The organism is Variovorax sp. PAMC28562 (assembly GCF_014303735.1).
Lineage (GTDB): Bacteria > Pseudomonadota > Gammaproteobacteria > Burkholderiales > Burkholderiaceae_C > Variovorax.
Window position 1 is genome coordinate 2,181,590 of sequence record NZ_CP060296.1, and the last position, 22,220, is coordinate 2,203,809.

The window sequence follows — 22,220 nt, forward strand, 5'->3', positions numbered from 1 at the left end:
GGTTCGCAGTGTTTATTGGTTGGTGCACGCGACCACTTCTTCGAGTGATGTCAGCCCCTGCATGACTTTCCGAAGGCCGGATTGACGCAGCGAACGAACGCCCTCCGCCTCGGACTGCCGAGCGATGTCCAGCGCACTGCCGTCGCGCAGGATGATTTTTTGAATTTCTTCGGTGATCGGCATCACCTGGTAAATGCCGACGCGGCCTTTGTAGCCGCCGTTGCATGCCGAACAGCCCACGGGGCGGTAGGGCGTCCAGCCGCTGTCGGCGTCCGTCGCCGAAAAGCCGGCGTCCAGCAATGCTTCGCGCGGAATTTCGGCCGGCGTCCGGCACACGATGCAAAGGCGCCGAGCCAGCCGTTGCGCCGTGATCAGGATGACGCTCGATGCGATGTTGAAAGGCGCAATCCCCATATTGCGCATGCGGGTCAACGTGGTCGGCGCGTCGTTGGTGTGAAGGGTCGACAGCACCAGGTGGCCCGTTTGTGCCGCTTTGATGGAAATGTCTGCAGTCTCCAGATCCCGGATTTCGCCGACCATGATGATGTCGGGGTCCTGCCGCAAGAAGGCGCGCAGGGCCGTCGCAAAGGTCAGTCCGGCCTTTTCGTTGACGTTTACCTGATTGACGCCCGGCAAGTTGATCTCAGACGGGTCTTCCGCGGTGGCGATATTCACACCCGGCTTGTTAAGCAAATTCAGGCAGGTGTAGAGCGACACCGTCTTTCCCGAGCCGGTGGGTCCGGTCACCAGAACCATGCCGTAAGGACGACCGATGGCCTGAAGCAAACGCGCCTTCTCGTCGGCGTCGTAACCCAGTGCGTCGATGCCCAGCCGGGCGCTGCTCGGATCGAGAATCCGGATAACGATCTTTTCGCCGAACAAGGTCGGCAGCGTGCTGACCCGGAAATCGATGACACGGTCGGCGCCGATCTTGAGCTTCATGCGACCGTCTTGCGGCACGCGCTTTTCAGAAATGTCGAGCCGCGATATGACCTTGATGCGTGATGCCAGCTTGTCTTTGATGACTGTCGGCGGGCTCGCAATCTCGCGCAATTCACCGTCTACGCGAAATCGAACGCGGTAGTTGTGTTCGTACGGCTCGAAGTGAATGTCCGACGCGCGCATGCTAAAGGCGTCCAGCAGCATCTTGTGCAGGAAGCGCACCACGGGCGCGTCTTCGACTTCGGCGACGGCCTGCTCATTGGCGTCACCCGATGTGTCGGCCGTGACTTCGTCGAACTCGAATTCGGCGCCAACGATGTTGTCGATGGTTTCTGCCGCGCTGACCGCATTGGCCTCGACCATGCGCGAAAGCTTGTCGTACTCGGCGATGACCCAGTCGACGCCCATTTGCGACGCAAACTTGATCTTCTCGGCGGCTTGCTGGTCTGACGGGTCGGCGGTAGCGACGATGAGTCGGTTGTTTCGCTTGCTGAGAACGACGATGCGGTAAGCCTGACATAGCTTGGTATCGAGCAGGTCTTTGGGCAGACGCTGTGGGTCGATTGCATCGAGGTCTAGCAGCGGAGCGCCGAAAGCGCTGGAGAGCGTGTGGGCAAGGTCGGCGGCCGACACTGCGCCTGTGCCGGTCAATTCGGCAATGAAACTGGTGCGACTCGACTGCGACTTTTGATAGATATCTTCAGCCGTCTTGGCAGGCAATTTGCCGGCGGAGATCAGAGCGCGCGCTAGACCGGGCAGCGCAACTGGCAGGTTTTCTTTGACGAGAGGTTCGGCAGCGGCCATGCAGCGAGTGTAAAAAGCGTGAGAAAATGCTTCACGATCATCGCTGATCGCCTTAATACTGTAAACCGCAATCGCTGTGCCGTATCGCGCAGCTTTTGGCATTACAGCCACACAAAGGCTGGTCGGGGTGAGAGGATTCGAACCTCCGGCCTCTACGTCCCGAACGTAGCGCTCTACCAGGCTAAGCTACACCCCGATTTGTTGCAGCACGGCGGCGCTTCGGGGCTCGCACTTTGCGAATTCCTAAGCGCGCCGGTCGAGTAACTGAGCCGCTAATTGTAGCAAACCGTTCGTGTGCGAATTGGATGGAAAGTCCCGGAGAGCGTCGATAGCGCGTTGCGCTTCAGTCGCAGCCGCGGCTCGCGTGGCGTCGAGTGCGCCGGTCTGGCGCACGATCTCGACAATAAGCGGCAATTGGCTTGTATCGCCTGCTTCGATCGCTGCTCTTACCAGGGCGCTCTCGTCCGGCTGCGCTCGTTGCATCGCAAGAATCAACGGCAAAGTCGTCTTGCCTTCGCGTAGATCGTCACCCAGGTTTTTGCCGGTTTCGCTGGCGTCTCCGGCATAGTCGAGCACATCGTCGATCACCTGAAATGCGGTGCCGAGTGCCTGACCGTAGGTCGCGCATGACTCTTCCACGTCTGCGCCAGCGCCAGCCAAAACCGCGGCGAGCCGGGTGCTGGCCTCAAACAGCTTTGCCGTCTTGGAGCGGATCACCCTTAGATAAGCGACCTCATTGAGCGATGCGTCGTGCATGTTCATCAGCTGCAAAACCTCGCCTTCAGCGATCACGTTCGTCGCTTCTGCCAGGATTTGCATGACGCGCATGTTGTTTGCATCCAGCATCATTTGGAATGCCCGCGAGTACAGAAAATCGCCGACCAGAACGCTGGCGGGGTTGCCGAAAGACTCGTTGGCCGTGGGGCGACCGCGTCGCAGGGTCGACTCGTCGACAACGTCGTCGTGCAGCAACGTTGCGGTATGAATGAACTCGACCACTGCAGCCAGGTTATATCGCTGGTCGCCGGTGTAGCCCAGCGCACCGGTCATCAGCAGCAGCAGCGCAGGGCGGAGGCGCTTTCCGCCGGCAGCGATGATGTACTGCGAAACGTGACTGACCAAAGGAACGCCCGTGTCCAGTCGCGCAGCAATCACGCGGTCGACTGCCTGCATGTCATTGGCAATCAAGCCGAGCACGGCGGCTGTGGAGGAGGCTGATGCGTCAGCGGGGGGAACTGGCAAAGCAAGGGCGCCGGAGCGCTAAAAATGGGCGTCGAAACGGGCCGAAGCCGTGGGGCGCTAATTATAGGGAGCAGCGAGCTCGTGTCGTTCGCCGAGGCATCAAACCATGTTAGCGACCGCAAACCGTGCTATAATCTCGGGCTCTACGGAATTCGTCCGTGGAGCTTCCTATTCAAGAGGTCATTCATGTACGCGGTCATAAAAACCGGGGGCAAGCAGTATCGTGTTGCTTCCGGCGAAAAAATTAAAGTAGAACAGATTGCTGCGGACGTAGGCCAGGAAATCGTGATCGACCAGGTTTTGGCTGTCGGAGACGGCAGTGAAATCAAAGTTGGCACGCCCCTGGTGTCCGGCGCAACCGTGACAGTCACAGTACTGTCGCACGGCAAGCACGACAAAGTGCACATCTTCAAGATGCGCCGTCGGAAGCACTATCAGAAACGTCAAGGCCATCGCCAGCAGTTCACCGAACTGCAAATCGGCGCGATCGCCGGCTAAGGAACCGACACCATGGCACAGAAAAAAGGCGGCGGCTCAACGCGAAACGGGCGCGATTCAAAGCCCAAGATGCTCGGCGTCAAGGCCTTTGGCGGCGAAATGATCAGCGCAGGCGCGATCATCGTGCGCCAACGTGGCACCCGGTTCCACCCCGGCGTGAATGTCGGCATCGGCAAGGACCACACGCTGTTCGCTCTTGTGAGCGGACATGTTTCGTTCGCCATCAAGGGTTCGCTGAATAAGCACACCGTCAACGTGATGCCGGCGGCTACCCAAGCCTGATCGATCGCTCGATCCGCTCCAAGGAGCCCCGCTTGTCGGGGCTTCTTCATTTGTAAACTGGATATCCCATGAAGTTCGTCGACGAAGCTTTTATCGACATCGCTGCTGGCGATGGCGGCGACGGCTGCGTGTCGTTCCGGCATGAAAAGTACAAAGAATTTGGTGGTCCGAATGGCGGCGACGGTGGTCGAGGCGGTCACGTCTTCGCCGTGGCCGACTCCAACCTCAATACGTTGGTGGATTTTCGTTTCTCGCGCCGGCATGACGCCAAGCGCGGCCAGCATGGAATGGGTTCCGACATGTTCGGCGCCGCAGGTGACGACGTCACGTTGAAGATGCCGGTCGGCACGATCATCACCGATGCAGAAACCGGCGAAGTCTTGTTCGAACTGCTGGCACCGGGCGAAGTCATCACCATTGCCAAAGGTGGCGACGGAGGTTTCGGCAACATGCGCTTCAAGAGCGCAATCAATCGAGCTCCTCGTCAAAAAACGCCCGGATGGCCAGGCGACAAACGCAGCCTCAAGCTCGAACTCAAGGTGTTGGCTGACGTCGGGTTGCTTGGCATGCCCAACGCAGGCAAGTCGACACTCATTACTGCGATTTCAAACGCGCGCCCGCGCATCGCAGACTATCCGTTCACTACGCTCCATCCGAACCTCGGCGTGGTGCGCGTAGGCCCCGAGCAGAGCTTCGTGGTTGCTGATCTGCCTGGTCTGATCGAAGGTGCGGCAGAAGGCGCCGGACTCGGCCATTTGTTTTTGCGTCATCTCCAGCGCACGCGGTTGCTGCTGCACGTCATCGATATCGCTCCTTTCGACGAAGGTGTCGACCCGGTTGTTCAGGCGAGAGCGATCGTCGGCGAGCTGAAGAAATACGACGCAGCGCTGTACGAGAAGCCTCGCTGGCTGGTGTTGAACAAGCTGGACATGGTGCCCGACGAAGAGCGTGCCGCCCGCGTCAAAGATCTCGTAAAACGGCTGCGCTTCAAAGGTCCGGTATTCGAGATATCTGCGCTCACGCGGGAAGGTTGCGAACTGCTGGTGCAGGCCGTCTACCGTCACGTGAAAGCGCAGCAACTTGCCGAACAGCCCCCGGCCGAAGTCGATCCGCGCTTCGCCGAACCGGCGCCTTGAAGATGGTGGCATCCACCGTCTTGCGCGACGCGCGGCGTATTGTCGTCAAAGTCGGCTCGAGCCTTGTAACGAACGAAGGGCGCGGCCTCGACGAACATGCGATTGGTCAATGGTGCCGGCAACTCGCGACGCTGGTGCGCGAAGGGCGCGAAGTGGTCATGGTGTCGAGCGGCGCCATCGCCGAGGGCATGAAGCGGCTGGGCTGGCGGGTGCGGCCGCACGAGATCAACGAGCTGCAAGCGGCCGCGGCCGTGGGCCAAATGGGCTTGGCGCAGATCTACGAAACCAAGCTGCGCGAGAATGGCATCGGCAGCGCGCAAGTGCTGTTGACGCACGCTGATTTGGCCGATCGCGAACGCTATCTCAACGCCCGGTCGACACTCGTTACGCTGCTGCGCCTCGGCGTGGTTCCGGTCATCAACGAAAACGACACGGTCGTCAACGACGAGATCAAGTTCGGCGACAACGACACGCTGGGTGCGCTGGTCGCCAACCTCGTCGAAGCCGATGCATTGGTCATCCTCACCGATCAACGCGGACTCTTCACGGCCGATCCGCGGAAGGATGCTGAAGCTCAATTCGTCCACGAAGCAGCTGCGGGCGATGCATCACTTGAGGCCATGGCGGGGGGCGCCGGTTCGAGCTTGGGCCGAGGCGGCATGATCACGAAGATTCTGGCAGCCAAGCGTGCGGCCGGCTCGGGTGCCTCCACAGTCATTGCGTGGGGACGTGAGCCCGATGCCCTGCTGCGCCTTACTCGCGGTGAGTCGATCGGCACGTTGCTGATCGCACAAACCGCGAAGCACCAGGCCCGCAAGCGCTGGATGGCAGATCACCTGCAGATGCGTGGCGCGGTGCGGGTCGATGCCGGCGCTGCTGCCAAAGTGCGAGGCGAAGGCAAGAGCTTGCTACCGATCGGCATGACCGCGGTGGAGGGCGACTTCTCGCGGGGCGATGTGATCGCTGTGCGTGACGAGGCCGGCGTCGAGCTGGCGCGTGGCCTTGCCAACTATTCGAGCAGCGAGGCGCGGTTGCTCTGCCGCAAGCCTTCTGCCGAATTCGAGCGCTTGCTCGGCTACGTCGCCGAGCCGGAAATGGTCCACCGGGACAACATGGTGCTTATGCCGTCGGCTTCGGCTACGACGACCGGCCAATCCAACGGATCGTTCGGCGGACGCTGATCACTGCATGCCGGGGATTTCCGGTTCGCGCATCGGCTGCTTTATATAGCGAACGATCTCGGCGACCGAGGCACGTGGCGCGTGACCTCTACACAACCCCTGATTCGCCAGTTCCTTCGCATAACTGGACCGCAAATCGCGAAAGCTCTTCCACTCCGGGTTGGTTGCGGCACGCCAGCCATCGCTCCCATAGCGCGCATAGCTCTTCGTCTCGTCGCTCGCACAGCGCACGCCTTCATAGAACGCGTTGATACCGCCACCAGTTGAATTTGAAGCCACGACCACATAGCGAACGATGCCGTCGCCGGTGATCACGATGGTGGCCGGATCCACGCCAAACTTCGAAGTCATATACGAAGGCATTTCGATCGACAGGAGCCTGTTCGCATCGAACTTGGGCGGCGCTGGAACTTCAGTCTCTTTCCACTCGACGTCCATGCTGGTGCGCGTTGGCAGTGGTGGCGAGCCGGCTTGAGCCCAGTCGGGATTGCTCGTATCCCGCCCCGAGCTTGCGCAACCCACACCAGCGACCGAGACAAGCGTGCACCAGCAAGCAAATGTGAGAGCGCGTTTAGCGCGGCGCGTGAAGCGGATCGGGAGGGTAGGGAACATCGTTCGCAAGGTTGGCATTGGCAGGAGCACTCGGGTCAGGGTCGAAGCTGGCCCCTGGTGGAAGCTCGAAGTTGGATTCATAGCCTGCAGCAGAAGGATGGCGCTCGAATTCTCGGGCGCGCACATTGCTGCGCAGGAAACGGTTACGAAAATCCTGTCTAGGCAGGTAGCGTGAAAGTTCGGTGAGCGCCATTTCATAAACGCCGCGTTTGAATTCGACCACCACGTCAAGCGGCACCCAGTAGTCGTGCCAGCGCCAGGCGTCGAATTCCGGATGATCGGTCGCGCGCAGGTTCAGATCCCAGTCGTGACCGGTGAGCTGCAGTAAATACCAGATCTGTTTCTGGCCCTTGTAGTGACCTCGTGCGTCCCGGCGAATAAACCGATCCGGCACCTCGTAGCGCAACCAGTCGCGGGTACGGGCAACGATTCGCACATGCTCCGGCTGGAGCCCTACTTCTTCATGCAGTTCCCGGAACATCGCTTGCTCCGGACTCTCGCCTCGATCGATGCCACCCTGCGGAAACTGCCAGGAGTGAGTGCGTATGCGCTTGCCCCAAAAAACCTGGTTTCTCTGGTTGAGCAGGATGATGCCGACGTTGGGCCTGAAGCCGTCCCGGTCGAGCATAATCAAACCCCAAATTTCTATGAACTGAGTCGATTATGCACGCCGTGTTACGCACGGCAAGCGACCGGTTTTGAGGGCTTTACCGGCCTTCTTCTTCCCTTTAGATCGTCCTGGCGCGCGCAAGATGAAAGCATCCCGTTTTTTTGTCTCCACCTTGAAAGAAGCTCCGGCAGATGCAGAGGTCGCGAGTCATCGTCTGATGATGCGCGCCGGCATGATCAAAAAGCTCGGCATCGGCATCTACACGTACATGCCGATGGGCCTGCGCGTGATCCGCAAAATCGAGGCGATCGTGCGTGAAGAGATGAACCGGGCCGGCGCCGTCGAGCTCGCGATGCCGGTGGTTCAGCCGGCAGAGTTCTGGCAAGAGAGCGGCCGTTTCGAGAAGATGGGCCCTGAGTTGCTTCGCATCAAGGACCGGCATGACCGCGACTACGTCGTCCAGCCGACCAGCGAAGAAGTGGTGACCGACATCGCGCGGCAGGAGATCCGCAGCTACAAGCAGCTGCCTAAGAATTTCTATCAAATTCAGACCAAGTTCCGGGATGAACGACGCCCGCGCTTTGGCCTCATGCGCGGACGCGAGTTCACGATGAAAGATGCGTACAGCTTCGATCGCGACCTTGACGCTGCCAAGCTCAGCTACAAGGCCATGTCCGATGCCTACCGCCTCATCTTCGATCGCTTCGGACTGCGCTATCGCGCTGTCGCTGCCGACAGCGGCGCCATCGGCGGCGACCTGAGCGAAGAGTTTCAGGTCATCGCCGCCACCGGCGAAGACGCCATCGTGTATTGCGCTGACAGCGACTATGCCGCCAACATGGAAAAGGCCGAGGCGCTGGCGCCAGCCGGCACTCGGCCAGACGCTTTCAATGCGCTCGCCAAGACGCCGACGCCCGGCAAGAGCACCTGCGCCGACGTGGCGGAACTGTTGGGCGTGCCGCTGTCCAGCACTGTCAAGACGCTGGTTCTGGCCACCGACATCGTCGACGCTACAGGCGACATCAAAGGCGCGAAAGTCTGGCTGTTGCTGCTGCGCGGCGATCACGACATGAACGAGATCAAGGTCGGCAAAATCGCCGGGCTCGACCAGGGCTTCCGCTTTGCCACGATCTCCGAAATCGACGATCACTTCGGCTGCAAGCCCGGCTACCTCGGTCCGCTGAATCTCAAGAAACCGCTCTCCATCGTTGCCGATCGCGAAGTGGCTGTCATGGCCGACTGGATCACCGGCGCCAACCAAGTCGACTTCCATATGAACGGCGTGAACTGGGGCCGCGACCTGCCTGAGCCCGACGTAGTGGCGGACATCCGCAACGTCGTCGCTGGCGATCCTTCGCCGGACGGCAAGGGCGTGCTGGCGATCGAGCGTGGCATCGAGGTCGGGCACGTCTTCGTGCTCGGCACCAAATACAGCAAGGCGATGAACGCCACGTTTCTCGACGAGGGCGGAAAGCCGCAATTTCTCGAAATGGGCTGCTACGGCATCGGCATCACGCGCCTGCCTGCCGCCGCCATCGAGCAGAACCACGACGAGCGCGGCATCATCTGGCCCGACGCGATCGCGCCCTTCACCGTCGTGGTGTGCCCGATCGGCATGGACCGCAGCGCCGACGTCAAAGCGACAGCCGAGTCGCTCTACGAAACGCTGCTGGCATCCGGTGTCGACGTGCTGATCGACGACCGCGGTGAGCGCCCCGGCGCCATGTTCGCGGACTGGGAACTGATAGGTGTACCGCACCGTATCGTCATCTCAGACCGCGGCATCAAGGAAGGCCAGTTCGAGTATCAGCATCGCCGGGACACAGCGGCGACGAAGGTGCCAGCCGGCGAGGCCGCTGCGTTCCTGAAAGCGCGACTGGCGGGATGAGCGGCCGCGCGCTGCCAGCGCCGTTGGCGGCGCGCACTGTTCCAGGCCCGGCGGCTTTGTCGCGGCGGCGTCTGGTGCTCGGCGCGTCGCTGGCACCCTTGGCGATGTCGATTCACGAGTCGGCCCACGCCGGCGCACAAATCGAAGAGCCGCTGATCGACTCCGTTCGAACGGCCTTGTCGTCAGCCATTCATAACAAGGCACCGCCGATCCCGGAATTCAGCGACACCGAATCGCGCCTGCGCTACCTTCGATGGCTAGGGGCCATGAGCGAACGCCTGTTGAAGAAAGTGCCGGACTGGCCGACCCGCAAAGAGCTTTTGCAAACGATTTGGTACGAATCCAAGCGGTCCGGGCTCGACGTGAGCCTGGTGCTCGGGCTGGTCCAGGTCGAGAGCAACTTCCGCAAGTTTGCAGTGTCGAGTGCCGGCGCTCGCGGCTACATGCAGGTCATGCCGTTCTGGACTCGCGTGATAGGCGACAGCGATCCGGCCAAGCTGTTCCACATGCAGACCAACCTGCGCTTCGGCTGCGTCATCCTGCGTCACTACCTCCAGCGCGAGAACGGCGATTTGTTCATGACGCTTGGCCGCTATAACGGCAGCCGTGGTCGCTCGCCGTACCCGGATGCGGTGTTTGCCAATCAGCGCCCGTGGCTCTTCGCCGACCGTACACCCGACAAGATCCCGCCCGTCGAGCCGCCGCGCGGATAGTCGTCCCAGTCGTCCTGCGTTCCTGGATCAGGCTTTCTTGCTGACCAGCACTTGGTCCACGCGGTGGTTGTCGACGTCGACCACTTCGAACGCGTAGCCGCCCCAGTTCACGCAATCGGTGCGCTTGGGCACGCGGCGCAGCATCACCATCAGAAAGCCCGCCAGCGTTTCGTATTCGTCGGCGTGCGGCAGCGTATCGATGTGGAGCGCACGCATCACATCCTGCACCGGCGTCACGCCGTCGATCAACCAAGAGGTGTCGTCGCGCTTGACGATCTGCTGCTCCTCGTCTTGCGCACCGACGAGGTCGCCCATCACCGTGCTCATCACGTCGTTGAGCGTGATGACGCCGACCACCAGGCTGTATTCATTGACGATGATCGCGAAGTCTTCGTGCGCCTGCTGGAACTGTTCGAGCACTTCGGTCAGCGACAAGCGATCCGGGATAACCAGCGCCTTGTGCAGCGGCACGCCCTGGTCGAGCGCCAGCGGCTGGCCGCTCAACACACGCTGGAACATGTCCTTGGCATCGACATAGCCGAGCACGTGATCGATATCCCCGTCGCACACCGGATACGCGGAGAAGGGTTCGGCCACGATGCGCGCACGCAGCACCGATTCAGGGTCGTCCTTTTGAAACCATGCAATGCGGTCGCGAGAAGTCATCACGCTGTGAACCAGTCGCGTGTCGAGCTCGAAGACGTTGGCGATCACCTGTTGCTCCCGCACCGCAAGCACGCCGGCCCGCGCGCCCGCTTCGGTCATCGCGAGAATATCGGCCGACGTGATCTTGTCGATGCGCTGCAGCGGAATGCCGAGCAGTTTGAAGAGCACATCCGTGCTGCGCGTGAAGAACCAGACGAGTGGCTTGAAGGTCGTGATCAGCACGCTCATCGGACCGACCATGCGCACCGCGAGGTGTTCCGGGTCGCTCATGCCGAGCCGCTTGGGGAAGAGATCGGCGAACACCAGGAACACCGCGATGATCGTCACGAACGAGGCCAGAAATGCGCCGGTCTTCGCTGTATCGGGCCCGAACCAGATGCCGAGCAAACCTTCGAAGAACGGGCTGAGCGCGCCTTCGCCCACCACGCCGCCCAAAATGGCGACCGCGTTGAGACCGATCTGCACCACGGTGAAATAGTGGCCCGGCTGCTCCTGCACTTTCAGCACTTGCTCCGCCCTGGCATCGCCTTCGTCGGCCATCTGCCGCAGCCGCAGGCGGCGCGATGCAGCAAGCGTGATTTCAGCAAGAGAAAAGAACGCGCTCGTCGCGATCAGAACGACGATGGCGAGCAGGCTTTGGGTCAGGGTCATGGCAAGTCGATGGAGAGTGCCATGGTGCCATCGAAACGGCGGTGCCCGGGGCCGGGCCTCGACCTACTGCGCGAAGCCGATGCGGCTTTTTCCAGCGGCTGCACGGGAAGCCGTGCCGACTATCTGCGGCACCCGCGTAGTTTTTTTTACGATTCGCGCGGCAATGCGATCTACGTCGGGAAAACAGAAAAGCTGGACCTCTGGTCGGAAGCAAACAATGCGCTCGCTCGGGACAGGATGGAACTGCAACGTGTTCGGCCCGTTGACCATCCCCGCACCAATGTCGTCTTCAAGCCGGCATTCCACACCTGAAATGACCCAAACCCCGTGGCTCTGCCGAGGTGCTTACACCGCGCCTTGCGGGTGCGTCGGATCGATCCAGAGAACAGACTCGGGCTTTTCCACCGGTGCGATGTCGAGGTTGACGGCCACCGCCTCGCCGTCGCTTCGGCACAGCACGCATTCGAGTGCTTCTGTCGCGCTCGCATTGATTTCCTGGTGTGGCACGTAGGGCGGCACGTAGATGAAATCACCTGGGCCGGCTTCCGCGGTGAACTCGAGGTGATCGCCCCACCGCATGCGGGCCTTGCCTCGGATTACGTAGATCACAGACTCGAGGTGCCCGTGGTGATGTGCACCGGTCTTGGCGTCCGCATGGATCGTTACCGTGCCGGCCCACAGCTTTTGCGCGCCGACGCGGGCAAAGTTGATGGCGGCCGCGCGGTTCATGCCCGGCGTTTGCGCCGTGTTCACGTCGAGCTGACCTGCCTTGACGACGCGCACGCCATCGTGCTTCCAGGCCGGCTCGCCGTGCGGATGCACGCGGCCGTCGCCTTCGTGTTCGTGACTCAAGCCGCGCTGCCGTTCAACGCCTGTTGCAGCTCACCCGACTCGTACATCTCCATCAGGATGTCAGAGCCGCCGACGAATTCGCCCTTGATGTAGAGCTGCGGAATGGTCGGCCAGTTGCTGTATTCCTTGATGCCCTGACGGACTTCCGGGTCGTCGAGCACGTTGACGGTCTTGAGCGACTTGGTGTCGACGCCCACGGCCTTCAGGATCTGGATGGCTCGGCCGGAAAAGCCGCACATCGGAAAGCTGGCGTTGCCCTTCATGAAGAGCACGATTTCGTTGGTCTTGACGAGGTCGTCGATGCGTTGCTGGGCGTCGGACATGGGGAGCTCCTTTATGGAATACGAATTGATGGGATTATTTCACCGTGCGCCAAACCCCGCCGGAGCAACGCGCGATGCCGGCGAGGTCATTCCGGCTTTGCACTTCGGCAAAGCCGCGCTCGGCCAGCAAGGCCCGTACGGCGGCGGCTTGATCGTGGCCGTGTTCGAGCAGCAGCCATCCACCTTCGGACAGGTGCGGCGGCGCGGCGCGCACGATGCGGCGCAGATCGTCGAGGCCGTCCGCGCCGGCGGCCAGGGCGGCAATGGGCTCATGCCGCAGAGCGGCAAGGTGGCGGTCATCGGCCGCGATGTAGGGCGGGTTCGAGACGATGACGTCGTAACTGACCGCGGCGCCATCCAGCCAGTCGGCCAGAGTGAATTGCACCGTCAAGCGCAGCCGCGTGGCATTCGCTGCGGCCACTGCCAATGCATCGGCGCTGGCATCGATCGCACGCACCAAAGCATCGGGCCGTGCGTGAGCCAGCGCCAGGGCGATAGCACCGCTGCCGGTGCCGAGGTCGAGCACGGTGGGTGACGCCAACGCGTCGAGCCGCTCCAGCGCCCAATCGACCAGCGTTTCAGTGTCGGGCCGTGGAACCAATACGCGGGCATCGATCTTCAAGGTAAGCCCGTGGAATTCCTTCTCGCCGACGAGGTAGGCCAGAGGCTCGCCGGTCGCACGTCGCTCTACCTGCCGTGCGAAGGCCGGCCACGTCGATTCGGAAAGTTCGTCGGTGTCGTGCGCCAGTAACCAGGCCCGGTCGTGCAGCGGGCGTCCGATCGCATGGAGCAAGAGCAGCTGCGCATCGAGCCGGTCGATGCCGAGTGCCAGCGCCGCAACCAATGCCTGCGCGATCGTCATGCCGGCAGGCTCGATTCGAGTTCGGCCAACTGCTCGGCTTCGCGTGCGGCTTGCAACGCGGCCAGCACGTCGCCCAGGTCGCCTTCCATGATCGCCAGCAGCTTGTAGAGCGTCAGGTTGATGCGGTGGTCGGTGAGTCGCCCCTGCGGGAAGTTGTAGGTGCGAATGCGATCGCTGCGGTCGCCGGTGCCGATCAGGCCCTTGCGCTCGGCCGCGTCCTTGGCCGCGCGCTCGCTGCGGTCCTTTTCATGGATGCGGGCGGTCAGCACTTTCATGGCCTGGGCCTTGTTGCCGTGCTGGCTGCGACCGTCCTGGCACTCGGCGACGATGCCGGTCGGAAGGTGCGTGATGCGCACCGCCGAATCGGTCTTGTTGATGTGCTGGCCGCCCGCGCCGCTGGCACGGTAGGTGTCGATGCGCAGGTCGGCCGGGTTGATCTTGATGGCCTCCTGTTCGTCTGGCTCGGCCAACACCGCGACCGTGCAGGCGCTGGTGTGGATGCGGCCTTGCGTCTCGGTCGTCGGCACCCGCTGCACCCGGTGGCCGCCCGACTCGAAGCGCAACTGGCCAAACACATCGGTGCCGATTACGCGGACCACGACTTCCTTGTAGCCACCCAGTTCGCTCTGGCTTTCGCTGACGATCTCGCAGCGCCAGCCCATGCGCTCGGCGTAGCGCGTGTACATGCGAAGCAGGTCGGCCGCGAAGAGTGCCGATTCGTCGCCACCGGTGCCGGCGCGGATTTCGACGAACGCGTTGCGCGAGTCGTCCGGGTCCTTGGGTAGCAGGAGGCGCTGCAGCTCTTCTTCGAGCTGAGCCAAATCGGCTTCGGCGCCTGCGATTTCGTCGCGCGCCATGTCGACCATTTCCGGGTCCGCGAGCATCCCGCGTGCGCCCGCAATGTCGGACTCCCGCCGCACATAGCGCGCATAGCGGCCGGCGATTTGCGTGACCTCGGCATGCTCGCGCGAGATGGTGCGGTACTGCGCCATGTCGCTCATGATGTCTTCGCGCGACAGCAGGAAGTCGAGCTCTTCCAGGCGTAACGCATAACGCTCGAGTTGATGGCGCAGGAATGATTTCAAGGTGGAAAGACCAAAGGCAATAGGAAAAGGGGACGCCGCCATTGGCGACTGAAGCGGCTGCACTCGACAAATGCGCACACCGCTGAACGGGCCATCGGCCCACCGGCCAGCGTCGCTAACGCTCTTTGCGCAGGAACAGGCGCGAGATGGTCTGCGCGGTTTGCTCGCGCGCTGCGACGTCGCCGGCGTGAAGCTCGGTCATTGCGCCGTGCAACATCTTCTGCGTCAGCCCGCGCGCCATGGCTTCGAGTACCGCCTCGACCGGCTCGCCCTTGGCCAGCATCTTGCGGGCACGTGCCATCTCCGTTGCACGCCATTCATCGCTCTGAGCGTTGAGCTGTTGAATGAGCGGCACCGTACCGCGCTGGTCCAGCCACTGCATGAAGCTCTGGACGCCGGCGTCGATGATGACTTCGGCTTGCGCCACCGCGGCCTGGCGGTTGGCCTGGCCCTGCTGCACCACCTGCGCCAGATCGTCCACTGTGTAAAGGTACACGTCTTCGAGCGCCTTCACTTCGGGCTCGATGTCGCGTGGTACGGCCAGATCCACCATGAACATCGGCCGGTGCTTGCGTGCCTTGAGCGCCCGCTCGACCGCGCCGAGGCCAATCAGTGGCAACGTGCTCGCAGTGCAACTCACCACGATGTCGAACTCTGCGAGTCGACCCGGCAAATCGGCCAGGCGCATGGATTCGGCGCCGAAGCGCGCGGCCAGCACTTCGCCGCGCGCCTGAGTGCGATTGGCGATGGTGATCGACTTGGGCTCCTTCGCCGCGAAGTGCGTCACCGCCAGATCGATCATTTCGCCGGCGCCGACGAACAGTATCCGAGTCTGTTTCAGGTCTTCGAACAATTGGCCGGCGAGGCGCACCGCCGCCGCCGCCATGCTGATCGAATGCGCACCGATCTCGGTGGCAGTGCGGACTTCTTTCGCGACCGCGAACGAGCGCTGAAACAATTGGTTGAGCGTGCTGCCCAGCGCACCGGCCGTTTCGGCGGCGCGCACCGCGTCTTTCATCTGGCCGAGGATCTGCGCCTCGCCAAGCACCATCGAATCGAGCCCGCTGGCGACGCGGAACGCGTGACGCGCAACATCGTCGTTGTGCAGGGTGTAGGCATGCGAGCGAAGCAGGGCAGGGGCCACGCCGCCGCTCTGGGCCAACCAGCCCATCGTGTGGTCGAGCGCGATGTCGTCTGCTGCGGCGCAATAAATCTCGGTGCGATTGCAGGTCGAAAGGATCGCGGCTTCGATTTGGGGATGGCGACCAGCGGGGAAAGAACTGCGCAGGCTCTGCAACGTCGGGGCCAACTGGTCGATCGCGAACGCGAAACGACCGCGCAGGTCGAGCGGCGCGGTCGTGTGGTTCAAGCCGAGAGCCCAGACTGACATAGCTGACAATTATAAAATTTATAGCGCCCCAGGGCGGGCGGTCTCCATGTGGCCGAGACTATCAGCGGTTTAGCCTACGCCGCCCCGCTTTTTTTTGATCCCCGCCGTGTCTCCATTTCAACTGCTCGACTCCCTGCTCAACCTCGTAGCGCCGGCCTTTTTCATCGCGCTGGTGCTGGCGTTGGCAACCCGTTTTTTGATGAGACGACGAGCAGGAGCGCCAGGGTTCTGGACGCAGACAGGCATCAATTTCCTGGCGGGTACTGCGGTGATGGTTGCCGGTCTGGTCCTCTACGGCCATGACGGCATGATGTGGACCTATGGCGCCTTGGTGATCGTCTGCGGTACCGGGCAATGGCTGCTGGCCGGCGGTGCACGGCGATAGAAGGAACGGGCAGGTCACGCAGGGCGCGGTCCCGGGTCCGGGCCTGGAACTTCGGCAGGTTGCGATGCAGAGGCGGGCGGCGCGACTGGCATTGGCGCAGCGGCATAGGCCGCCAGCGGCAATTGCGCCTTGTTTAGCTCGTCGAGGATCGTGAAGAGCAGGTCGCTCCGCACACCACCCGCCAACCTCGGGTTCTGCACATAGGCGATCAGCTGGAAGATCAAAAACCCGCCTTCGATGCCATCCAGCATGAGCGATGGTTCCGGGGTCGGCAGCACGCCCGGATGCGCACTGCAGGCCGACAGCATCACATCGCGCGCCCGGTGCGCATCGGTGGTCAACGGCATCGGCAAACGAATCAAGACACGGCCCTCTGCATTCGCCAGCGTCATGTTGCGGACGGTCTTGGTGATGAATTCCGAGTTGGGCACGATCAAGGTCGACCGGTCGCCCAGCTGGATTTCGGTGGCACGCACGTTGATTCGCTTCACATCTCCTTCGGCCGTGCCCAGCACCACCCAATCACCTACTTTGACCGGCCGCTCCGCCAGCAGGATCAAGCCGGAAATAAAGTTCTGCACGATGGCCTGCAGCCCAAAGCCGATGCCGACCGACAGCGCGCTCGCGACCCAGGCGATGCGATTCACACCGATGCCGAGCGCAGACAAGGCAAACGCGATCACCACGATCGTCCCGACGTAGCCAAGCAGCGTCGTGAGCGAACTGCGCATGCCGACTTCGAGGCTGGTCTCCGGCAGGTAGCTGTTTTCGAGCCAGCGCTTGAACACGCGCAGCAAGATAAAGCCGATGAGCAACGCGGTGATCGCGCTCACGATGGCGCCCGGCACCAGCTGGAACTCACCGACCTTCAGTCCGTTGCCGTAAGTGCCGCTGCGCTGAAACACCTCGGCGGGGCTCGTGCCCAGTGGGGTGATGAGCGACACCAGCATGTAGAAGAAGAGGGCGACGCGGCCCAGCCCGGAAAGCACGACCGCGGCTTGGTCGAGCGTTTGCGGCTGCAGGTCGAAGGCCTTCTGCAGCCGTTGACCGAAGCTGCTCTTCGATGCGACGACCGCCATGAACAGGTCGTCGACGAACTTGAACAGCACGTAGAAGGCCATCGCCACGATGCCGGCCCATGTCAGCTGCGTGGCCAGAAAGCTCGCCAGCGCCACATACCCAAGCGCGACCAGCACCCATATCGCGACCGTCAACACGGCGATGGCGGCGAGCAGCAAACCGACCCACATCGGACGTTCGGCAGGCTTGCCGGTGTCTGGGTCGGCTTCGGCGCTCAGTGGCTTGACGCGATGCAGCACGATGGCGGTCAACGCGGTGAGCCCGAGCGCTGTGAGCACGTGCGTGGCAACCACCGCCGCGAAGCTCGCGTCGACCAGCGCATTGATGCGCGCCGGTGCCCAGACCAGCGCAGCCACTACCGCAACGAACCAGGGAAGCGGGGCGAGCCTTGCCGCAGCGGCTTCGGACATCGGCGGCAGCCGCCACGAAGGTCGGCCGGCCGACAACAGCGCTCGCCCGAGACCAATCACGAACGCGAGGAAGATCAACGACTGCACGACGCCCCGCACCGCCGTGCGCGATTGTTGCGGCCACAAGTCGCGCTGATCGAGCATGTAGAACGCCCAGTGCCCGGCGATGGCGACAAGCAGCACGTTGGTGGTCACGATGGCGATCACCAGCAGGGAGCGTCGCAGTCGGCCTACCGGCAGAATGCGCGCCGCAAGTCGTGCCAGGCCTTTCTCGGCGGCCCAATTGCCGAGTGTGGCGATCAGCAACGCCGCCAGCAGCACCGCGACCACCGCATCGCGGTGCGGTGGCTGGCTCGCCACGGCAATGCCACCTTTGACCGCTTCGATCAGTTTGCCGATGCGCGCCGTGTCGTCGGGCCATGCATCGTGCAGGTCGTTCCAGAAATCGCTTCCGAGCGGCGAGGCGGCGCGCTCGGTGAGCTGCGCCTCGAACAGCGAACGACGCTGCGCCAGCAAGTCGCTGCCGCGCTGCTGCGAGTCGATGATAAGCAGCCGCGCAAGCCGGATATCGGCGTCGAGCCCGTTGCGCTCCTTGGTGAGCGCAGCACGTTGGCGCGTGATGTCGGGGTCTTCGGTCGCGCCCGCAGCCGGCGCGTTGCCGAGCTCGCCCAGCCGCGCGTTGATGTCAGCGAGCTGGCCGGCATGCGATGCCACGAAAGCCTCGCCCTGTTGGCCGATGTCGTTGATCTGCGTCAGCCTTGCGCCAACGTCTTTCGCGCTGTCCAGCGCGGCGGGCAGCCGGTCGAGCTGGGCTCGCAGTTCGGCCACGCTCGGTTCGGGGACGGCTGCCGCAGCGGAAGCGCTGTTGTCCTGCGCATGGGCCGCAGCGCACAGCACAACGGCGAGCAGGAGCGCCGGCAGGTGCGAGATCCAGGTCTTGGTGCTGATCATCGAGCCTATTACACCGCGACGCCCATCCGGCGGCCCCATGGGCTCGCTCCGGTCACGATGCCGGACTGAAGAGGTCGATGCGGTCGGTGATGATGCCGTCGGTGCCCAGCGTCAGCAGACGCTGCACGGCACAGTCGTCGTTCACGGTGTAGCTCAGGGTGCGCATGCCGGCCGCCCTGGCTTCGGCCACCGTCGCCGCGTCCCACAACGCGTGGTCGCAGACGATGGCAACGCAGCCGAGGCGACGTGCGGTGTCGAGCCAGCCTTCGCTCAAGTGGTCGAGGAGCAACCCGCGTGGCAGATCGGGCTGAGTGGCCGCTGCACCTTCGAGAGCTTCGACCTGAAACGATGTCAGCAGCGGCGGTACCGCAGCGTCTTGCCAGAGTCGCGCGGCATGCGAGGCCACGACCTCGCCCGTCTCGCGTTCGTTGCCGGGCGTCGGCTTGATCTCGATGTTGAGGAAGTAGTCGTTCGCCAGGCAAAAGCGAGCGACGCTTGCGAGCGTGGCAAGCGGTTCGCCGGCGAAAACGCGTGAATGCCAGCTGCCGGCATCGAGCAGCGCCAGATCGCTCCACGGCAATTTGCCGCCGATGCCCTGACCGCTGGTGGTGCGATCGAGCGCGGCGTCGTGCATCAGGAAGGGCACGCCGTCGGCGCTCAGCTTGGCGTCGCACTCGAACATGCGGTAGCCGTGCGCGGCGCCGACGCGGATCGCAGCCAGCGTGTTTTCAGGCGCCAGCTTGCCCGCACCGCGGTGAGCGACCCAGCGCGGATAAGGCCACGGCGTCAATCTGCGCGCTTTCCGGAGCCGGCATCGAACCAGTGCAGCTTGTCTTGCCGCGCCGCGATCTTCACGCTGTCGCCGGCAACCGGTGGATGGTCGCCCTCGTCGGTGCGCATGATGATTTGCTCGTCGCCGATGCGGCCGTAAACCAGCCGTTCGGCGCCCAGCAGCTCGACTTGCTCGACCTGCACCGTCCAGCCGTTTTCGTCGAGCTTCATGTGCTCGGGCCGGATGCCCAGAATATGACCCGACCTGACGCCCGGTGCATGCCGCAGCAGGTTCATCGGCGGCGAACCGATGAAGCTCGCGACGAAGGTGGTGGCAGGGCGGTTGTAGACCTCTTCGGGTGTTGCGAACTGGTCCATCACGCCACCGTTCATCACGATGATCCTTTGGGCCAGCGTCATTGCCTCGACCTGGTCGTGCGTGACGAAGAGCGATGTGATGCCGAGCTCGCGGTGCAGCTTCTGGATCTCGAGACGCGTTTGAGCGCGCAGCTTGGCGTCGAGGTTGGAAAGCGGTTCGTCGAACAAGAACACCTGCGGTTGCCGCACGATCGCGCGACCCATCGCCACGCGCTGCCGCTGGCCTCCGGAAAGCTCGCGCGGCTTGCGTTGGAGCAGGCTGCCGAGTTCGAGAATCTTGGCGGCCTTGTCGACACGCGTCTTGATCTCCGGCACCGGCACCTTGGCGATTTTCAGGCCGTAGGCCATGTTGTCGAACACGCTCATGTGCGGATACAGCGCGTAGTTCTGGAACACCATCGCGATGTCGCGCTCCGACGGCTCGAGGTCGTTGACCACGCGGTCCCCGATGCGGATTTCGCCCGCTGAAACTTCTTCGAGCCCCGCGACCATGCGCAGCAGCGTCGACTTGCCGCAGCCCGAAGGCCCGACGATGACGATGAATTCATGGTCGGCAATCTCGGCGCTCACGCCGTGGATAACCTGATTCGCCTTCGGCCCGATGCCGTAGCGCTTGATGACGTTGCGTAGTGAAAGAGAAGCCATATTTTCTTTGTCTTATTTTTCAGTGTCCACGAGGCCCTTGACGAACCACTTCTGCATCAAAACCACGACCAGCGCGGGCGGCAGCATCGCGAGGATCGCGGTCGCCATCACCACGTTCCAGTCGTTGGACGCGTCGCCGCCGGCCATCATGAGCTTGATGCCGACCACCACCGGGTACATGTCTTCGCCCGTGGTCGCCAACAGCGGCCAGAGGTACTGATTCCAGCCGTAGATGAACTGGATCACGAAGAGCGCCGCAATCGAGGTTTTCGACAACGGCAGCAGCACGTCAATGAAGAAGCGCATCGGGCTCGCGCCGTCCATGCGGGAGGCTTCGGTGAGCTCGTCCGGCACCGTCATGAAGAATTGCCGAAACAGGAAGGTCGCGGTGGCCGATGCGATCAGCGGGACCGTGAGGCCGGCGTAGGTATTGAGCATGTGCAGGTTCGACAGCACCTGGTAGGTGGGCAGGATGCGCACCTCGACCGGCAGCATCAGCGTCACGAAGATCATCCAGAACACGATCTTCCTGAAGCGGAACCTGAAATACACGATGGCAAAGGCCGACAGCAAGGAAATGCTGATCTTGCCGATCGAGATGACCATCGCGGTCACGAAGCTGACCCACATCATGTGGGCCACCGGCGCGTTCGATCCATTGCTGGTTTCGCGGCCGAAGAGCGCGGCCTTGTAGCTCTCCCACATATGGCTTCCGGGCAGCAGCGGCATGGGGGCCTGAACGATTTCCTGTGCCGTATGCGTCGATGCGACGAAGGCAAGATACAGAGGGAAGGCGACGACCAGCACGCCGAGAATCATGACGACGTGCGCCAGGATGCCGTGGGTTCCGCGTTTTTCGACCATGTCAGTAGTTCACTTTCTTTTCGATGTAGCGGAACTGCACCACCGTCAACGCCACCACGATCACCATCAGCACGACGGACTGCGCAGCCGAGCCACCCAGGTCCATCGCCTTGAAGCCATCGTGATAGACCTTGTAGACCAGGATCGAAGTGTCCTGGCCCGGACCGCCGTGCGTGGCCGCATCGACGATCGCAAAGGTGTCGAAAAACGCATAGACCACGTTGATGACCAGCAGGAAGAAGGTGGTTGGCGTCAGCAAGGGGAACTGCACCGTCCAGAAGCGGCGCCAAGGTTTGGCTCCGTCGATGGCCGCGGCTTCGATCAACGATTTCGGGATCGACTGCAGGCCTGCCAGGAAAAACAGAAAGTTGTACGACAGCTGCTTCCAGATGGCCGCCATCACGATCAATGCCATGGCCTGGCCCGAATTGAGCAGATGGTTCCAGTCGATACCGAACTTGCCCAGCGCATACGACACCACGCCGAGCGAGGGCGAAAACATGAAGACCCACAGCACTGCGGCCACCGATGGTGCGACCGCGTACGGCAGGATGAGCATCGTCTTGTAGAACATGCCGCCACGCACGATGCGATCGGCGAAGACGGCCAGCATGAGTGCCAGTGAAATGCCGATGCTGGCGACCAGTACCGAGAAGAAAGCCGTCGTCTTGAAAGACGCCGCATAGCTCGGGTCGGCGATCAATTGCCTGAAGTTGTCGAAGCCTACGAATTCGATCGAGGTGCCGAACGCATCCTGTTGCTGCAACGACTGAAAAACGGCTTGGGCGGCCGGCCAGAAGAAGAACACCAGGATGACGACCGCCTGCGGGAGGATCAACAGCCAGGGCAGCCAGCCGGATCGAAAGACGACGCGTTTTTCCATGGGGTCCTTACGTGAAAATCCCGCCCGACCGTCCTTGCAGCAGGACCGGCGGGGCGGGCGATATTAGCCGGAGCCGGGCACGGCGCCGGACGCGGGCCCGGCGAGGGCGACCGCGA

General features: G+C 62.5%; 23 protein-coding genes and 1 tRNA gene. 8 read left to right on the forward strand and 16 right to left on the reverse strand.

Annotated features, from left to right (window positions below):
- Window positions 1-12 precede the first annotated feature (12 nt).
- The 3 genes from pilB to H7F36_RS10315 form a co-directional block, all read right to left on the reverse strand.
- Window positions 13-1,746, reverse strand: coding sequence for a type IV-A pilus assembly ATPase PilB (gene pilB, locus H7F36_RS10305; protein ID WP_187054577.1), 1,734 nt, complete (start codon window positions 1,744-1,746; stop codon window positions 13-15).
- A gap of 119 nt (window positions 1,747-1,865) precedes the next feature.
- Window positions 1,866-1,942 (reverse strand) — tRNA-Pro (locus H7F36_RS10310).
- A gap of 47 nt (window positions 1,943-1,989) precedes the next feature.
- Window positions 1,990-2,988: a polyprenyl synthetase family protein gene (locus H7F36_RS10315; protein WP_187054578.1), complete on the reverse strand. Its 999-nt coding sequence runs from the start codon at window positions 2,986-2,988 to the stop codon at window positions 1,990-1,992.
- Between the two features lie 186 nt (window positions 2,989-3,174).
- On the opposite strand from H7F36_RS10315, the gene rplU reads away from it, so the two are divergent.
- The 4 genes from rplU (at window position 3,175) to proB (ending at window position 6,085) form a co-directional block, all read left to right on the forward strand.
- Window positions 3,175-3,486 carry a 50S ribosomal protein L21 gene (gene rplU / locus H7F36_RS10320; protein WP_187054579.1) on the forward strand — a complete coding sequence of 104 codons (312 nt, stop codon included), beginning with the start codon at window positions 3,175-3,177 and terminating at the stop codon, window positions 3,484-3,486.
- Window positions 3,487-3,498: 12 nt separating this feature from the next.
- The gene (gene rpmA, locus H7F36_RS10325) at window positions 3,499-3,768 is read left to right on the forward strand and encodes a 50S ribosomal protein L27 (protein WP_187054580.1); all 270 of its coding nucleotides are present in this window, start codon (window positions 3,499-3,501) and stop codon (window positions 3,766-3,768) included.
- Between the two features lie 68 nt (window positions 3,769-3,836).
- Complete coding sequence (cgtA, locus tag H7F36_RS10330) at window positions 3,837-4,904, forward strand: Obg family GTPase CgtA (protein WP_187054581.1); 1,068 nt, start codon at window positions 3,837-3,839, stop codon at window positions 4,902-4,904.
- Between the two features lie 5 nt (window positions 4,905-4,909).
- Window positions 4,910-6,085, forward strand: coding sequence for a glutamate 5-kinase (gene proB, locus H7F36_RS10335; protein WP_187054900.1), 1,176 nt, complete (start codon window positions 4,910-4,912; stop codon window positions 6,083-6,085).
- Here proB and H7F36_RS10340 read toward each other — a convergent pair whose 3' ends face one another.
- Complete coding sequence (locus tag H7F36_RS10340) at window positions 6,086-6,523, reverse strand: CNP1-like family protein (protein ID WP_261802570.1); 438 nt, start codon at window positions 6,521-6,523, stop codon at window positions 6,086-6,088. It abuts the gene before it with no gap.
- A 133-nt stretch (window positions 6,524-6,656) separates the two neighbouring features.
- Window positions 6,657-7,325, reverse strand: coding sequence for an RNA pyrophosphohydrolase (locus tag H7F36_RS10345; RefSeq protein WP_187054901.1), 669 nt, complete (start codon window positions 7,323-7,325; stop codon window positions 6,657-6,659).
- A gap of 124 nt (window positions 7,326-7,449) precedes the next feature.
- Here H7F36_RS10345 and H7F36_RS10350 point away from each other — a divergent pair, with 124 nt between their 5' ends.
- Window positions 7,450-9,195: a proline--tRNA ligase gene (locus H7F36_RS10350; RefSeq protein ID WP_187054583.1), complete on the forward strand. Its 1,746-nt coding sequence runs from the start codon at window positions 7,450-7,452 to the stop codon at window positions 9,193-9,195.
- A complete protein-coding gene (locus H7F36_RS10355; protein WP_187054584.1) occupies window positions 9,192-9,908 on the forward strand; it encodes a lytic transglycosylase domain-containing protein in 717 nt (238 codons plus the stop codon). Before H7F36_RS10350 ends, H7F36_RS10355 begins: the two co-directional genes overlap by 4 nt.
- A 27-nt stretch (window positions 9,909-9,935) precedes the next feature.
- Here the strand turns inward: H7F36_RS10355 and H7F36_RS10360 are convergent, their stop codons facing one another.
- Window positions 9,936-11,225, reverse strand: a complete 1,290-nt coding sequence (locus H7F36_RS10360; protein WP_187054585.1) for a hemolysin family protein — start codon at window positions 11,223-11,225, stop codon at window positions 9,936-9,938.
- A gap of 21 nt (window positions 11,226-11,246) precedes the next feature.
- On the opposite strand from H7F36_RS10360, the gene H7F36_RS10365 reads away from it, so the two are divergent.
- Window positions 11,247-11,537, forward strand: coding sequence for a hypothetical protein (locus H7F36_RS10365; RefSeq protein WP_187054586.1), 291 nt, complete (start codon window positions 11,247-11,249; stop codon window positions 11,535-11,537).
- A 33-nt stretch (window positions 11,538-11,570) separates the two neighbouring features.
- On the opposite strand, the gene H7F36_RS10370 is transcribed toward H7F36_RS10365, so the two are convergent.
- The 5 genes from H7F36_RS10370 to hemA all read right to left on the reverse strand — a co-directional run bounded on the left by H7F36_RS10370 (window position 11,571) and on the right by hemA (window position 15,737).
- On the reverse strand, window positions 11,571-12,077 hold the full coding sequence (locus tag H7F36_RS10370; RefSeq protein WP_187054587.1) for a cupin domain-containing protein: 507 nt from the start codon (window positions 12,075-12,077) through the stop codon (window positions 11,571-11,573).
- Window positions 12,074-12,400, reverse strand: coding sequence for a Grx4 family monothiol glutaredoxin (gene grxD / locus H7F36_RS10375; protein ID WP_187054588.1), 327 nt, complete (start codon window positions 12,398-12,400; stop codon window positions 12,074-12,076). Before grxD ends, H7F36_RS10370 begins: the two co-directional genes overlap by 4 nt.
- Window positions 12,401-12,434: 34 nt before the next feature.
- Window positions 12,435-13,262, reverse strand: coding sequence for a peptide chain release factor N(5)-glutamine methyltransferase (gene prmC / locus H7F36_RS10380; protein WP_187054589.1), 828 nt, complete (start codon window positions 13,260-13,262; stop codon window positions 12,435-12,437).
- Window positions 13,259-14,347 (reverse strand): peptide chain release factor 1, encoded by a 1,089-nt coding sequence (prfA, locus tag H7F36_RS10385; protein ID WP_187054590.1) that lies wholly within the window; start codon window positions 14,345-14,347, stop codon window positions 13,259-13,261. The genes prmC and prfA overlap by 4 nt, the downstream gene beginning before the upstream one ends.
- A gap of 115 nt (window positions 14,348-14,462) precedes the next feature.
- Complete coding sequence (hemA, locus tag H7F36_RS10390) at window positions 14,463-15,737, reverse strand: glutamyl-tRNA reductase (protein WP_187054591.1); 1,275 nt, start codon at window positions 15,735-15,737, stop codon at window positions 14,463-14,465.
- 106 nt (window positions 15,738-15,843) lie between these two features.
- Between hemA and H7F36_RS10395 the strand changes: the two genes are divergently transcribed.
- The gene (locus H7F36_RS10395; RefSeq protein WP_187054592.1) at window positions 15,844-16,122 is read left to right on the forward strand and encodes a hypothetical protein; all 279 of its coding nucleotides are present in this window, start codon (window positions 15,844-15,846) and stop codon (window positions 16,120-16,122) included.
- Between the two features lie 14 nt (window positions 16,123-16,136).
- Here the strand turns inward: H7F36_RS10395 and H7F36_RS10400 are convergent, their stop codons facing one another.
- Genes H7F36_RS10400 through ugpA form a run of 5 tightly spaced genes read right to left on the reverse strand, consistent with a single transcriptional unit; the run spans window position 16,137 to window position 22,104 of the window.
- Window positions 16,137-18,563, reverse strand: coding sequence for a DUF3772 domain-containing protein (locus H7F36_RS10400; protein WP_187054593.1), 2,427 nt, complete (start codon window positions 18,561-18,563; stop codon window positions 16,137-16,139).
- Window positions 18,564-18,615: 52 nt separating this feature from the next.
- Window positions 18,616-19,353: a glycerophosphodiester phosphodiesterase gene (ugpQ, locus tag H7F36_RS10405; RefSeq protein WP_187054594.1), complete on the reverse strand. Its 738-nt coding sequence runs from the start codon at window positions 19,351-19,353 to the stop codon at window positions 18,616-18,618.
- Entirely contained in the window at window positions 19,350-20,357 is a 1,008-nt protein-coding gene (ugpC, locus tag H7F36_RS10410) for a sn-glycerol-3-phosphate ABC transporter ATP-binding protein UgpC (protein WP_187054595.1), read from the reverse strand. Before ugpC ends, ugpQ begins: the two co-directional genes overlap by 4 nt.
- A gap of 12 nt (window positions 20,358-20,369) precedes the next feature.
- Window positions 20,370-21,221 (reverse strand): sn-glycerol-3-phosphate ABC transporter permease UgpE, encoded by an 852-nt coding sequence (ugpE, locus tag H7F36_RS10415; protein ID WP_187054596.1) that lies wholly within the window; start codon window positions 21,219-21,221, stop codon window positions 20,370-20,372.
- 1 nt (window position 21,222) lies between these two features.
- Window positions 21,223-22,104: a sn-glycerol-3-phosphate ABC transporter permease UgpA gene (gene ugpA, locus H7F36_RS10420; protein WP_187054597.1), complete on the reverse strand. Its 882-nt coding sequence runs from the start codon at window positions 22,102-22,104 to the stop codon at window positions 21,223-21,225.
- Window positions 22,105-22,220 lie beyond the last annotated feature (116 nt).